Genomic DNA, 13,015 nt, shown 5'->3' on the forward strand with positions numbered 1-13,015 from the left:
AAGAATTCTTTACGTATCGTTTTGGGAAGGACAGTTGGAACGGCCAATCAATCGCCGCTAGGATCAAAAAGGAGAGCCCCTGCTTGGCAGGAGCTGTTGCCACCGACACCGCACGAGGCGGGCCCCGGAAAACGCCGGTGTTGAGCTTGCCGGGGTGCAGACGGGGCGCGGCAGTGCCTGAAACAAAGATTTTTCTATAATGGGAATGGAGCACCTCCTACTATGTTCACGCCGCGGCCGATCGGATTCGTGCTTAGTCCTTACAAAAAGACAAGTGAGGTACCCAAAGGTCCTGGAGCTAAGCATGACGCTGACGGCGTGCTTAAGATCCTGCCGGAGTTTGAGCCGGGTCTGAACGACATCGAAGGCTTCTCGCATCTCTTCGTGCTCTGGGAATTCGATCGCTCCACCGACTTTGAGCTGTTCGCTGCTCCGCCTTTCGATGACCGTCCACATGGCGTGTTCGCTACCCGATCTCCGCGGCGTCCGAATCCAATTGGGCTCACTGTTGTTGAGCTTCGCCGGCGCAACGGAGCAGAACTCCATGTCCATGGGGTCGATATGCTCGACGGAACTCCGATTCTCGACATTAAGCCCTATCTTTCGAGTATTCCGTCAGAAAAGTTGCGGCGCGGTTGGGTGGCTGAGACTGAAGCACGACAAAAGTAGTAGCTCGCCAACCGACGTCGCCCAGGGGCCAATCTTCATTGTCTGGCGGGCAAGCCAAAGGTGCCATCAACCACCTCAAGAAATGTCCGCTCCTCGCGTAGGATGAGGCGTTTCGTTTGTGCCATCGCAAAATTCTCGCGGCTCTCCGGATCTTTTTTTAGCCTGGCCCGGTATCGTTCATACGATCCCAGACTGTCGAAGGCAATCAATCCCCACGCAACATCGTTCGTTCCCTCATCGGGAAGGAAATACCCAAGCAGATGCCCGCCGCAACGCGGAATGATGCGTCCCCAATTCTCGGCATATTTCTTGAATGTGTCTCGCTGGAACGGATCGATCTGATATCGGATGAAACAAGTGATTGTCATCGATGTTTTCCTGGTAGTGGGTTGGATGGGTAGAGCATCGCGGCCAAGGGTTAGAGCTGCGCCCATAGTCGCAATCGTGCGAATCGCCTTGCGGCGATTCATCCGCATCTTTGGCTGATCCATCCTGTGCAGTATGATGGTGCCCATGCAGGAACACTTCGCTAATCATCAAACTATAGATGTAAAGCTCCAGCCGGATCGGGCAATCTCGAAAATCGCGGCAGCGATTGGCGAACCGGCAAGAGTGCGGATGCTTTATTGCCTGCTCGATGGCCGTGCCCGGAGCAGCACTGAGCTTGCCGTCGTGGCCGGAGTGAGTCCATCCACTGCGAGCGTGCACCTGCATCGTCTCAAAACGGAAAGACTGGTCAAAGTCTTTACGCAGGGCAAGCACCGTTACTACAACTTGGAAGGGCCCAACGTCGCCAGCGCTTTGGAAGTGCTGAATGTGGTTGCCGCCGGATCCCACGACAAATTTGTTCCGAATACCTCAAGCCGGCTACTGACTGCACGAACCTGCTACGACCATATTGCGGGTAGGTTGGGTGTGGTGCTTCACAGCCGCTTCAAGGCTTTTGGATGGTTGTCGACCCGGAAAGACGAAAATGCTTACGATGTCACACTCGCAGGAACGAAGGCCTTCGAGGCGCTCGGCATTGATCTGATCGCGATTCGGACGCTGCGCCGTCGATTTGCTTATGCCTGTCTGGACTGGAGCGAGCGGCAACCCCACATCGGCGGGGCACTCGGCGCAGCTCTCCTGAAAAGTGCACTCAAACGAAAATGGGTTGTTCAGGACCTGGATAGCAGAGCCCTGCACATTACGCGGCTCGGACATCGCGAAATGCTGTCTCGCTTCGGCCTTCACATTGAGGAAATTCAAGGCGGCTCCCGCCGAGCCGATAGCTAGCCCACGGGTTGCCAGCGGCCTTACACTCGTCTGCGTCTTCGAGCATGTCTGCGCAACCGTATATTCGCCTCTTCGGTCCGACGCATCTCTTAATTCTCATCAACGTGCCGGTTTGCGCGGCAGGACTGTCCTGGATGAGTCGTCGCAAAGCGGCTGCTGCGAGATGGACCCGCTTCACGCTTGCGGCACTTCTCACGCTCAACGGACTCTGGTGGTACTGGTATCGATTCAGGGCGTTGGGGGTGCGACTTCCACAGGGGTTGCCATTCGAGCTGTGTGATATCTCCCTTTGGCTCGCCATCTATTCTCTGTTGTTCTTGCGGCAGCGGCCTTTCGAACTCGCATACTACTGGGGATTGGGAGCCGCCATGGCCGTACTCACACCCGATCTGCTCGGGCCACTGCGAAGCGCCTCCTCGGTCAACTTCTTTCTGCGACATGGCGGCACGATCGTTGCAGTCCTATATCTGATTTGTAGCAACCAGCTTCGTCCGAGCCCGCGCTCGTGGCGATTGGCGTTTTTCAGGCTCAATTTGTATGCCGTGCTGGTGGCTTGTTTCGACTTCTTTTTTGGCACGAACTATCTATATCTGCGCAATAAGCCTGCTTCTGCATCCCTGCTAAACGCCATGGGACAATGGCCGATCTACATATTGGGCGCGGACTTGCTTGCGTTGATCATCTTTCTCGCGATGGCTATGCCCTTTCGTGAATCGAAAGTTCATGCTACGGGATCTCAGGCTATCAAGCACGGGTCAGAGGCATCGAATGATGCGAATTATCCGCAGGATCAATCGTAATATCCTTCTCGCGTCTGTACGATGTCATTCTTGTCTTTCGCAGCCAGATGGATCTTGTGGTACGAGGATGATGTTGTACCGCGATCAGGTGTGTACCCGATATTGTATTGATTGCGTAGCTCTTGCTCAATTAGGGAATAGATCTGATCGATCGGCTGCTTCTTGGAAATCTCGAAGATGCGCCCGCCGGTCTCTTTCGCTATACGCTCCAGGACCTTCTTGCCATCTTCGTGCGATTCCTCCGGATAGCGGCCCGGGCCACCACCCGGTCGACCCATTCCCCCACGACTCCATCCGCCGTGCCGGCCGCCGCCAAAGCCACCGAAGTTGCCGGGCTCTTCTCCCTTGAAGTAGATGCAGTAAACGATGGTGTCGGCGCGTTCCGCGGATTCGATTGCGGAATTGAGTGAGGTCTTACTGCCACGATCTTCGCCGTCGGTGAGCAGGATGAGCGCCTTGCGTCCTTTTTGCTTCCGCATCAGTTCATCGGAGGCAAGATAGACGGCGTCGTAGAGTAGCGTGCCCCCGCCACCGAAATGATGATGACCACCTCTGCCGCCTGGAGATCCACTGCCCGGGTATCCACTTCGCGATCCGCCTGAATTCGAGTCATCAGTGCGCTGGGTGGGTTCAATCTGCTCCATGGCGGAAGCCAATTTCTCTTTGGACGACGTGAGGTCCTGAAGGAGTTCGACTTCGCGGTCGAAGTGAATCACGAACGCCGAATCTTTGTCGTCACGCACCACCTGATTGAGAAATGTCCCGCTGGCGCTGCGTTCATCGGGCAGCGCCGCCATCACACTCATGCTCGTATCGACCAGCAATCCCAACTTGAGCGGCAGATCAGTCTCGCGAGTGAAGTACTTGATTGTCTGAGGACGTCCGTCTTCTTCGAGCGAAAGATCGTCCTTTGAAAGGCTGTTAATAATTTGGCCATGTTTATTACGCACAGTGGCAAGAAGATTGACCACTTTCACAGTCGCCGAAAAGGTAGGTCGGGAAGGCTTAGAGTTGGCCGATGCCGATGAGTCCGTGCTATCGGAGCCATTCTGCGCGAAACTTAGCGACAACAGAGTGACCAGAATCAGGCAAACGAGGGCCGCAGAGAGGTATTCCCTGAAAAGCAAGCGGAAGGAGGAGTGATCGCCGGCCATGATGAGGCTTCACCAGAGCTAAACCCTGCGCGTCAAAGGAAGTCGCGTTATTGTTTGCTCGCCCCGCGGATCCTCGGATCGGTAACTCACCAAGTGCTATACCGCGTTCCGTCAGTTCCGACGCGGTTCGAGCCGCTATGGACATTGGAAATGCCCGGTTCGGTCTCGTCGAGGCTGATTGGCCTGTCTGCGTCTTCTATCCGCCACGTATCGGCGGAGCCAGTGAACGGATCTTTGGGAATTTTTCGCAGGTATCCGGAATCCACGAGGTCTTGAAGCGAGGTCGGGCGCTTCTCCTTGTCTCGCGTGTAGTTGTCGATCTCGTCGCGTAACGTCTTGAGATCCTGTCGCAGCACATCCTCTTTTGCTCTCGTGGGTGACAGTTGGCAACAACCAATAAGAGCAGTGGATATGAAGAACGACAGAATCAAGCGTGGGGTGGAGCGAAGCATCACCAGCTGCTATAAGCCGTTCCGTCGCTCCCTACGAGGTTCGATCCGCTGTGGACGTCAGAGATGCCCGGTTCGGTCTGATCGAGGCTGATCAGTGTGTCTGAGTTTTCAACCTGCCACGTATCGCTTGAGCCAGTAAAAGGATCTTTGGGAATCTTTCGCAGATATCCGGCATCCACCAGGTCCTGCAGTGCTTGCGGGGCCTTTTCTTTATCCATCGTGAAGTTGTCGATCTGATCGCGCATCGTCTTAAGATCCTGCCTCAAAACAGCTTCCTTCGCGCGGATGACCGACTGCTCGTACATGGGAACAGCGATGGCAACTAGAATCAGGATGATCGAGATAACGACCATCAGCTCGATCAAAGTGAAGCCGCATAGCTTGCGTGTAAGTGCCGACTTAGCCCGCCTTACCATGTGTTGTACTTGGTCCCGTCCAATGCTGTTCCTTCGCTCTTGGTATACACGTCGAAGACGTTTTGTCCGCCCCAGGATGTGGAATCAGGATCGTCCTGGTTAGAACGCATTCCCCATTCGGTATTTCCCGTGGTGGGATCTACTGGAATACGGCGCAGGAAGCGCAGCTTCTTGCCTTGCACATCTACGCCGTCCACGAGAGTCTGCAGATCGGGTGGATAATTCAGGCTATCGACTTTAGTTTGGAAGGCTCCACGGTCGGCGGCGTCTTTGTAACGATCAATCGCGTCCCGCATCTCCCAAAGATCGCGTCGCAACTCGATTTCTTTGTCGCGCTTCACGCGCACGCGAACGATAGGCACCGCAGCACCTGCAAGCAGGCCGATGATCGATATCGCGATGATAAGTTCGATCAGCGTGAGGCCGCGAGTGCTTCCCCCAGGAGTGCTTCCCAAGACGCGTCGCCTGAAAGCTCGATGCATGACGTCAACCCTACTGAACCTTCACTGTCATCTGCGAACCCAGCACTTGTATCGGCTGCTGTTGGCTGTTTCTTGCCCCAGGACGAGTGATGCTAAGCACGGTGTCGCCAGGTTGCTTCGCCTGAAGCGTTACCATAAAGACGGTGCCCTGCCCACTGACCCCGCCTGAACCTGGCGGACGCGAAGCCGAAGCAACCAGAGTTCCTGTGTTGACATCATCCCGATTGACAAGCGCGACTGGCTGTCCGTCTTTGGTGAGGAAGTCGCCATTGTCGATTTTCACTACCGAAAGATGCTTGGGATCATAGGTGATCTGGAGCGGAACGGAAGCCACGTCGGTGCCACCGTTCATGGTCACCCCCACAGTGAAGGTCCCGCCGTTCGTCGTAGTGATCGATGGAGGATCGAAACGAAATAGAGCCTGGGTCGAGGGCGTGCTGGCGACTTGTGGGAGAGCCTGAGAGCTCGACGGTTGCACCGAAGCTGTTGCCGCTGGATTCACAGTCTGTGGCGGGGGAGCCTGGACTCCACCGACCGTAGAAGCAGGCGTGGCCGCAGCGCTACTCGCCGGAGTCGCGGTCCTTGGCGGTTGCAGCTGACTTTGCGGTTGGGGCGACTCGCCTTGCCCACCCCGGCCGGGCCGGTTCGGTGCGAGGCGTAGTTCAATTCCGCTGTCGGTCCCGACATCAATCGGGCGCAGGTTCAAGTCGCTGACATCCTGGTCCCGCACCAGGTGCGGAATCATTATGAATACAACTTCATTCTTCGTATGATCGATCTTTTCACTGCCGAAGATATACTTCAGTATAGGAATTTGGCCCAATCCGGGAATGCCGGTGAAGCTTTTTTGATCTTGATCCTCGAAAATACCGCCCATCAGATTCACTTCGCCTTCGCGTAAACGAATCTGATGATCAATCTTGCGCTGGCTGATCACCGGCTGGTCAATTCCTCCGATTGAGACGGTATTGGTTTGGGACGATATGTCCATCGTCACTTTCAAAGTGACATCACCATTCAAGTGCACAGTTGGTTGAACATCGATATTCACGCCGACGTCGAGATACTGGAATTGCGTGTTCACCAGCGGATTGATACCAACACCGCCGATGCCCGGCTGAAATGATCCAGTAGCGATGGGAATGCGCGAGCCGATCTTTAGCGATGCTTTCTGGCCATCCGATGCTCGGATCTCCGGGTTCTGCAGGAGTTTGGTATCGGAATCGTTCAATAAAGCATTGAGTTGAGCTTGCGGGACACTTACCGCAAAATCCGTGGCGTTCAAATTCTTGAAGGTATTGAGAGTCAGGCCGTTGTTAGTGGTAGTGGTTGATTGTCCATTGGTGTTGTTCGGGTTCGTGGTAGTAGTCTGCCCGGGCGGAATAAGCTGAACTCCGATGGGTCCATTCGCCAAAGAAGGAGTAAATCCGAGGTTGCGAATTCTCTCTTTTGAGACTTGGAGAATAGCCACGTCAACGACGACTTCTGCGCGCGACTTATCCAGATCGCTGACAATCTTCTCCGCGAGAGCAACTCTGTCCGGCGAGGAACGCACTACAATGGCGTTTTCGGCCGCGATCGGCTGCACTCGCGTGATGTCCAAAATTGTGCGCAGCGTATTCGCGATGTCCTGAAATTCTGTTTGGCTGGCAGCGTTCGTTAAATAGAAAGTTTTGACGACGCTCTGATCCAGATCCTTGCGCTTTGTTTGTGTATTCGGAGCAACAAAAATCGTATTCGGCGTCACTGGCCGCCAGAAGGTCCCCGACTGGATGGAGACGATGCTTAGCGCTTCCTGCAGAGTGACACCGTTCAATTCCAGCGGAGGAAGTTGCCTCGCCACGTAATCTGGATCGAAGAGAATGTTGATGCCGGCCAGCTTGCCGATCGTCTGATAAATCGTCTTGCTGTCGCCGGAGATGTGCATGTTGATCGAGAGGTCGTTAATTGGGGCCAGTTGAACTGGTCCCTGTGCCTGCTCGATGCGTTGGCGGAGGATATCCTCGCGCTTTGGTTCTTGCTGAGTTGTGTTTCCCGCTCCAGCTGCGGCATTGATCTGGGCCTGAGTGCGGGTGATCTCCTGCTGGGCAATGAAGCTGGAGGCGTCGATCTGCGTTGCTGTCTGGAATTCCTGAAGAGCTTTCTGAAGATCGCCACTCTGGCGCAACTGCTGACCGCGCTTTACATGAACAGCCGCTGCCTGGAACTTTAGGCGTTCAAAGGCCGAACGATAGCGTAAGTCCGTCGGCTTCTGTTCATAAGCCGCTTTGTAGGCTTCGTAGGCAGCGACGTAGTCCTGCCTCGCCTCGGCGTCCTGGCCGTGATGGTAAAGAGACTTGGCTGATTCGGCGACGCTTGTTGAAACTCCCAGGGCACATGCCAGCAGCAAGAGAGCGCTTCGGGTGCGGATTCTCAAACCTACTCCTTCGAGCAAAGTTTTTGGACCATTCGTCCAAAACCGGTCCTGTCGTGAGCGGCAGCTGAAAGGGGAATCTAAAAATACCAGACCGCAGGCGGCGCGCAAAGCGGGAGCCCTTGCCTCCGGACCTCGCAAGTCACTGTGGCTAGGCCACTTGAGACCCGCGGAATTGCCGATTATAGCATTGGAACGAAGACCTACCTCGGGCTTGCAGCAATTCTTGCATGTTACGATTTGAGATTGTCCTTCTCTCGGAATTACTTTCATGGCTCGCTCCGCTGTGCAGACCAAACCCGAAAAGTCAAAGAACGTAAAGCGGGACCCGGTAGCATCGGGCGAGCGCAATGCCGCGGTCAATCGGGCCGCCTCACACAAATACTTTCTGCTGGAGAAATTCGAAGCCGGACTCCTTCTGCGTGGGACAGAGGTTAAATCGATTCGCTCGGGCCAGGTTCAGCTCAAAGACGCTTACGGATTGGTGAAGGACGGAGAAGCGTGGCTCCTGAATGCGCATATTGGACCATATGAGCACGGGAACATCTTTAATCACGAGCCGCTCCGCACCCGCAAGCTGCTGCTTCATCGCGAGGAAATTCGCAAACTTATCGGCAAGACGCAGCAAAAGGGGCTCACTCTCATCCCAACCCGCGTTTACTTTCGCAACGGCAAAGCCAAGATCGAACTGGCCCTCGCCCGCGGGAAACAGGAATGGGACAAACGCGAAACTGAGCGGCGCCGGACAGCCGATAAAGAAGCACGCGAAGCGATCGCGCGCAGCCGTCGCGCTTGACGGTGTAGAGACGCAGCATGCTGCGTCTTGTACCGGAATCTCCACACATTTTGAGATTAGCTCTGGAGAAAAACGAAATAATGAAATTTGATCTGGCCATCAAGAACGCTGCCGATGTTCAAACCGATTGTCTGGTGATTCCGGTCGTTGACAAAGGTGAGAAGGATAAATCTCAAGCCGCCGTACTCAGCCCGGAAAAACCCTTTCAGGAGGCAGCACAAGAGCTCATCGCATCCGGCGAGCTGACCGGTAAAGCTCTCGAGTTGGCGATGCTGTATCGTCCTTCCGGTATCAAAGCGAAACGAGTGTTGCTTGTTGGCGGCGGCAAGGAGAAGAAATTCAGCCCGAACGATCTCCGCAAGATCGCGGGAGCCGCAGCCCGCCACCTGAAGTCGCGAAACATTCGCAATGTTGCGATCGCGCTTCCTGGGCCGGTGCACTTTCATGCCGACAATGCCGTACGCGCCTCAGTCATCGGCACACTCATCGGCGACTTCGATCCGGACATCTATAAGAGCGATCGCAAGGATCAGCGGCTTGAATCACTCACGGTTGTGGCCCCATCAGGCAGCGACGAAAAGCTCCTGCGCGCTGCGCTGGAAGAAGGACGCATCATCGGGGAATCCCAGAACTTCACTCGCGAACTGGTGAACGAACCTAGTAACCGTCTCACACCGATGATGCTTGCGGATCGTGCGCGGAGGATGGCAGCCGAAACTGGTTTGCAGTGCGAGGTGCTCGGTCCCGATGAGATCAGGGCTCTGAAAATGGGCGCTTTCTGGGGCGTTGCCCAAGGTTCCGACGAGCCGCCGGCGCTCATCGTGCTGAAATATGCGCCCTCAAGCGCCCCAGCTGAGCCCGTTTTGGGACTGGTGGGCAAGGCAATCACCTTCGACACCGGCGGAATCTCGATCAAACCGGCGGACGGCATGGAAAAGATGAAATATGACATGGCGGGCGGTGCCACGATGCTCGGGGCCATGCGAGCCATCGCTCAGCTGAAGCCAAAGGTGAAGGTGAATGCAGTGATCTGCGCCTCGGAGAACATGCCGTCAGGTAAAGCTCAGAAACCAGGCGATGTGCAGATTGCAATGTCAGGCAAGTCGATTGAGATCATTAACACGGACGCTGAGGGACGGTTGGTCCTTGCCGACGGTCTGACGTATGCTCGTACCAAATTGGGATGCACGCATCTTGTGGATGCGGCCACGCTCACTGGCGCCTGCGTGGTCGCGCTGGCGATGGTGAATGCCGGCATCTTTGCGAATGATGACGTTATGTATGAGCGCTTTGAGAAGGCACGTCATCAAGCCGGGGAAAAAATGTGGCGTCTGCCCCTCGACGATGAGTATCGCGACATGATCAAGTCCAGCATCGCCGATATCGTGAACAGCGGAGGCCGCTACGGCGGAGCTGTAACCGCCGCGATGTTCCTGAAGGAGTTTGTCGAAGACAAACCCTGGATTCATCTCGACATCGCAGGCACTGCCTGGGTGGATGAGGCAAAACCCTTCATTGCCAAGGGGCCATCAGGAATCGCCGTAAGAAGTTTGATTGAGTTCGTGCGCGGCTTCGCTGCGTAAGCGTCCATGCTAGAGACGCCCGCTGCGGCTGGCGTCTCTACGGCAGGATGGACTTCACAAGGCGCCTACGGCTTCTTTGACTGCTTGGCCGCGGCCTCTACATCGCTCTTGAAATTCTCAAGGAGTGGTGGATCCTTGCCGCCGAGACCGTCATCTTCAGTTTTGCGCCAGATCCTTGGTCCTTCCTCCCCTTCATGCGCTGCATAAACAGCCAAGTAGTCGCTGGGAGGACCTGCTTCAGCACCAATAGCCGGACCAATTCCGACACCTGGCATTCGGCGTGTTCTTCCGGTTGGATCAATGGACCCGGTCTCAACGTGAATTCCCCCGTTGGCTGAAGCAAGACGCCCTGCGCGCACCGCAATCAGAAGCTCGGCTTGTCGCGGATCAATGGTGATCGCGTATCGATTCCACTTCCTGAGGGCACCACTTAGATTGGCAAGAGCCTGACGATCTTCCGGCAGGATGTTCGCCGAAACAAACGCGTGAGTTTCCCATTCACCGAGAAATCCGCCAGCCGTCTCAAAGCCCAAGGCTACGTAGCGTGCCTGAAGCAACAGAGCCGAGAGTTTTGGCTCTCTTGCATTGCCCTGATTCGAAAAAACAAAAACTGAGACAAGCAGAGCGGCGCCAAATTTGCGCATAGAGGAACTCCCGTGGGCGAAGAGTCTACCCTAACTTCCAGGTCAGAACCCATGAATCACGGAAAGTTTCGGTCGAACTATTTGGGTGCTGCAGTGCTCATGATAGAGACGCTGCATGCTGCGTCTCTCTACAAGGCAGACTGCGTCTGCGAGTTCGCCGGCAGCTCACATCACGTCTGGCGCCTCGATTCCCAAAATAGAGAGTGTCCTCACCAGCTCACGTCGAACCACGGCAGCTGTTGCCAGGAGGAGGGACTTGCGAGCTACGTCTTCTTCCGTGAGTATGTGATGCCGGTGGTAGAAGTTGTTGAACAGCTGGCCGAGTTGAAATGCGTACTTCGCCAGATAGGCCGGCTCGGTGGTTGAGATACATTGATCCACCATCAAGGAGAATTTGCCCGCTGTGAGCCATAGCTCCCAGATATCGTCTTCTGCCTCGAGCATCGCTCCCCAGGCAGGATTGAACCTCTGCAAGCTCTCTTCCGCAGAAGTTCCGGCTTTCCGAAAGATACTTGACACGCGAACGATCGCATACTGAACATATGGTCCCGTCTCGCCTTCAAAGCTGAGTGCGTCTTTAAAGTCGAAGGCAATCAACGCACCCTTCGTGAACTTAAGCATGAAGTAGCGCAGTGCACCGACCGAGATCTGCGTTGCAATCTGCTTACGCTCGTGTTCGCCGCGTTCGGGATGCCGGGCGTCCACTTCCTTCTGCGCCGACGCGATCAGCGCATCCAGCAGATCGTCAGCTTTAACCCCGAAGCCCTTGCGACCTGAGACTTCGATGTAAGCTCGCTTGCGATCCTCTTCCGAAACGTCGTACCCAAGCTCGATCGCGCAACGCGGAGTGAGAGCCACCATCTCATAGGAGAAATGCGTATAGTGCGCTGCCTGGTCTGCATAACCCAAAGCCCGCAGAGCTTCGATGACATTGTTCTGCGGATCCGATTGGCGCGAGTCGATCACGTTATAAATTTCGCTCACGCCACCGAAGTGGGGATGATCTTTCTCGCCACTCTCGGATGACATCCAACACTCCTGTCCATCGGGATACCGATAGAAGCGTCGATATCCAAAATCTCGACCGAGCAATCCGAATTTCCAGAGGTGATACGCGATGTCCTTGCCAACATAAGTGACGGTTCCATTCGAGCGCACGATCACCTTGTCGTCTTCTTCTGTGTTTTCGCCTCCCGAAGCCGAGCTGCGCTTCATCACCCAACAGCCTTTGTTCTTGCCATCCGTCTCCAGACGCAACACGCCCTTCTGCTTTAATTGCTCGAATGCCAGTTCCCAGAAGTGGAGGTGAAGAATCTCGCTTTCGCGTGGCAGAAAGTCATAAACAATGCCTAACCGCTGCATCGTTTCCAGATGGCGTTTCAAGATTGCGGTTGAAATCAGATCGGCGAGCCGGGCGGTCTCGTTGCCGTCAGCTTCGAGTTTGTGCAGGGTGTCCAGACGAATCTGCTTGTGCACTGAATCTTCTTCGTACCATTGTGAAACGCGGGCGTAGAGGTCCCAGCAGTAGTAATCAAAACGGGGAGCACGGGTGAGTGCTTCGACCTCCGAATACGTCTTCCGCTCGAGCTGCTCGAAGCCTACAACGACATCTGCAACCTGCGCTCCTGTGTTGTCGATGTAGTTCTGCACATCCACCGGATGCGACGCCTCACGAAGTAGGCGCACGAAGGTGTCGCCAAGAATTGCATTGCGCAGATGTCCAATGTGCGCGGCCTTGTTGGGATTAATGCTGGTGTGCTCGACTAGAATTTTGTCCTTCGGAGTAGCAGGACAGCGATCTCGCGACAGCATCTGGCGAATAAATTCACTGCGATCCACACGGGCGTTGATGTAACCTGCACCCGCAAGCTCAAAGACTTTGAATCCGGGAACACCTCCCAGGCCACTGACAATCTCTTCAGCGGCTTTGCGGGGAGGCTTTCGCAGACGCTTCGCGAGTTCGAAAGCCAATGGCAGCGCAAACTCACCGAAAGCAATCTTCGGGGGCTGTTCCATTACGATATTCGGCAGGTCTAGCTGATACTTAGCGCGCAGAAGTGCACGCACGCGCTCGGCAAGGTTTTGTTGGAAGTGAAGGTACAAGAATCCTCAGTGGCACTGGCGAGCAGATGCACCGCCCGGAATGTCTCCCAGCGTGAACGATAAAATCGCGATTATAACAATCGCCTTCTGCTGAACCTCATGGCACCCTCAGACGCACCCTCTAGCGCAATAACGCCCGACAGTTTGACGCTACCCAATGCACCTCATATGATGAGGAATTCCTGTCTTCATCGCTTCCGTAGCGGCAAACCCTAAGCGCCGGAG

At 55.2% G+C, this 13,015-nt stretch carries 13 protein-coding genes; 5 read left to right on the forward strand and 8 right to left on the reverse strand.

Annotated features, from left to right (window positions below):
* The first annotated feature begins 222 nt into the window (after window positions 1–222).
* Window positions 223–669 carry a tRNA (N6-threonylcarbamoyladenosine(37)-N6)-methyltransferase TrmO gene (gene tsaA, locus DMG62_15505; protein PYY21965.1) on the forward strand — a complete coding sequence of 149 codons (447 nt, stop codon included), beginning with the start codon at window positions 223–225 and terminating at the stop codon, window positions 667–669.
* Between the two features lie 35 nt (window positions 670–704).
* Here the strand turns inward: tsaA and DMG62_15510 are convergent, their stop codons facing one another.
* The gene (locus tag DMG62_15510) at window positions 705–1,037 is read right to left on the reverse strand and encodes an NIPSNAP family protein (protein ID PYY22039.1); all 333 of its coding nucleotides are present in this window, start codon (window positions 1,035–1,037) and stop codon (window positions 705–707) included.
* 145 nt (window positions 1,038–1,182) lie between these two features.
* Here DMG62_15510 and DMG62_15515 point away from each other — a divergent pair, with 145 nt between their 5' ends.
* Together DMG62_15515 and DMG62_15520 are read left to right on the forward strand one after the other, a co-directional pair.
* Window positions 1,183–1,947: a transcriptional regulator gene (locus DMG62_15515; protein ID PYY22040.1), complete on the forward strand. Its 765-nt coding sequence runs from the start codon at window positions 1,183–1,185 to the stop codon at window positions 1,945–1,947.
* 44 nt (window positions 1,948–1,991) lie between these two features.
* The gene (locus DMG62_15520) at window positions 1,992–2,747 is read left to right on the forward strand and encodes a TIGR02206 family membrane protein (protein ID PYY21966.1); all 756 of its coding nucleotides are present in this window, start codon (window positions 1,992–1,994) and stop codon (window positions 2,745–2,747) included.
* Here the strand turns inward: DMG62_15520 and DMG62_15525 are convergent.
* The 5 genes from DMG62_15525 to DMG62_15545 all read right to left on the reverse strand — a co-directional run bounded on the left by DMG62_15525 (window position 2,738) and on the right by DMG62_15545 (window position 7,937).
* Window positions 2,738–3,901, reverse strand: a complete 1,164-nt coding sequence (locus tag DMG62_15525; protein ID PYY21967.1) for a VWA domain-containing protein — start codon at window positions 3,899–3,901, stop codon at window positions 2,738–2,740. The genes DMG62_15520 and DMG62_15525 overlap by 10 nt on opposite strands.
* An 86-nt stretch (window positions 3,902–3,987) precedes the next feature.
* Window positions 3,988–4,353 carry a general secretion pathway protein GspG gene (locus DMG62_15530; protein ID PYY21968.1) on the reverse strand — a complete coding sequence of 122 codons (366 nt, stop codon included), beginning with the start codon at window positions 4,351–4,353 and terminating at the stop codon, window positions 3,988–3,990.
* Window positions 4,353–4,769, reverse strand: a complete 417-nt coding sequence (locus tag DMG62_15535) for a general secretion pathway protein GspG (protein ID PYY21969.1) — start codon at window positions 4,767–4,769, stop codon at window positions 4,353–4,355. Before DMG62_15535 ends, DMG62_15530 begins: the two co-directional genes overlap by 1 nt.
* Window positions 4,763–5,251 carry a general secretion pathway protein GspG gene (locus tag DMG62_15540; protein ID PYY21970.1) on the reverse strand — a complete coding sequence of 163 codons (489 nt, stop codon included), beginning with the start codon at window positions 5,249–5,251 and terminating at the stop codon, window positions 4,763–4,765. The genes DMG62_15535 and DMG62_15540 overlap by 7 nt, the downstream gene beginning before the upstream one ends.
* Window positions 5,252–5,261: 10 nt before the next feature.
* Window positions 5,262–7,937, reverse strand: coding sequence for a type II and III secretion system protein (locus tag DMG62_15545; GenBank protein ID PYY21971.1), 2,676 nt, complete (start codon window positions 7,935–7,937; stop codon window positions 5,262–5,264).
* On the opposite strand from DMG62_15545, the gene DMG62_15550 reads away from it, so the two are divergent.
* A complete protein-coding gene (locus DMG62_15550; protein PYY21972.1) occupies window positions 7,936–8,460 on the forward strand; it encodes an SsrA-binding protein in 525 nt (174 codons plus the stop codon). The two genes, DMG62_15545 and DMG62_15550, sit on opposite strands and share 2 nt — an antisense overlap.
* Window positions 8,461–8,540: 80 nt before the next feature.
* Window positions 8,541–10,043, forward strand: a complete 1,503-nt coding sequence (locus tag DMG62_15555) for a leucyl aminopeptidase (GenBank protein PYY21973.1) — start codon at window positions 8,541–8,543, stop codon at window positions 10,041–10,043.
* 65 nt (window positions 10,044–10,108) lie between these two features.
* Here the strand turns inward: DMG62_15555 and DMG62_15560 are convergent, their stop codons facing one another.
* A complete protein-coding gene (locus tag DMG62_15560) occupies window positions 10,109–10,687 on the reverse strand; it encodes a hypothetical protein (protein ID PYY21974.1) in 579 nt (192 codons plus the stop codon).
* A gap of 165 nt (window positions 10,688–10,852) precedes the next feature.
* Complete coding sequence (locus DMG62_15565; protein PYY21975.1) at window positions 10,853–12,790, reverse strand: arginine--tRNA ligase; 1,938 nt, start codon at window positions 12,788–12,790, stop codon at window positions 10,853–10,855.
* Window positions 12,791–13,015 lie beyond the last annotated feature (225 nt).

The organism is Acidobacteriota bacterium (genome assembly GCA_003225175.1).
In the GTDB taxonomy this organism is placed as follows: domain Bacteria; phylum Acidobacteriota; class Terriglobia; order Terriglobales; family Acidobacteriaceae; genus Gp1-AA112.

Coding starts and splice junctions, on each gene's coding strand:
- tsaA (PYY21965.1), top strand. CDS start 223: ATGTTCACGCCGCGGCCGATCGGATTCGTGCTTAGTCCTTACAAAAAG.
- DMG62_15520 (PYY21966.1), top strand. CDS start 1,992: ATGTCTGCGCAACCGTATATTCGCCTCTTCGGTCCGACGCATCTCTTA.
- DMG62_15550 (PYY21972.1), top strand. CDS start 7,936: ATGGCTCGCTCCGCTGTGCAGACCAAACCCGAAAAGTCAAAGAACGTA.
- DMG62_15540 (PYY21970.1), bottom strand. CDS start 5,251: ATGCATCGAGCTTTCAGGCGACGCGTCTTGGGAAGCACTCCTGGGGGA.
- DMG62_15510 (PYY22039.1), bottom strand. CDS start 1,037: ATGACAATCACTTGTTTCATCCGATATCAGATCGATCCGTTCCAGCGA.
- DMG62_15525 (PYY21967.1), bottom strand. CDS start 3,901: ATGGCCGGCGATCACTCCTCCTTCCGCTTGCTTTTCAGGGAATACCTC.
- DMG62_15530 (PYY21968.1), bottom strand. CDS start 4,353: ATGCTTCGCTCCACCCCACGCTTGATTCTGTCGTTCTTCATATCCACT.
- DMG62_15515 (PYY22040.1), top strand. CDS start 1,183: ATGCAGGAACACTTCGCTAATCATCAAACTATAGATGTAAAGCTCCAG.
- DMG62_15555 (PYY21973.1), top strand. CDS start 8,541: ATGAAATTTGATCTGGCCATCAAGAACGCTGCCGATGTTCAAACCGAT.
- DMG62_15560 (PYY21974.1), bottom strand. CDS start 10,687: ATGCGCAAATTTGGCGCCGCTCTGCTTGTCTCAGTTTTTGTTTTTTCG.
- DMG62_15545 (PYY21971.1), bottom strand. CDS start 7,937: ATGAAAGTAATTCCGAGAGAAGGACAATCTCAAATCGTAACATGCAAG.
- DMG62_15535 (PYY21969.1), bottom strand. CDS start 4,769: ATGGTAAGGCGGGCTAAGTCGGCACTTACACGCAAGCTATGCGGCTTC.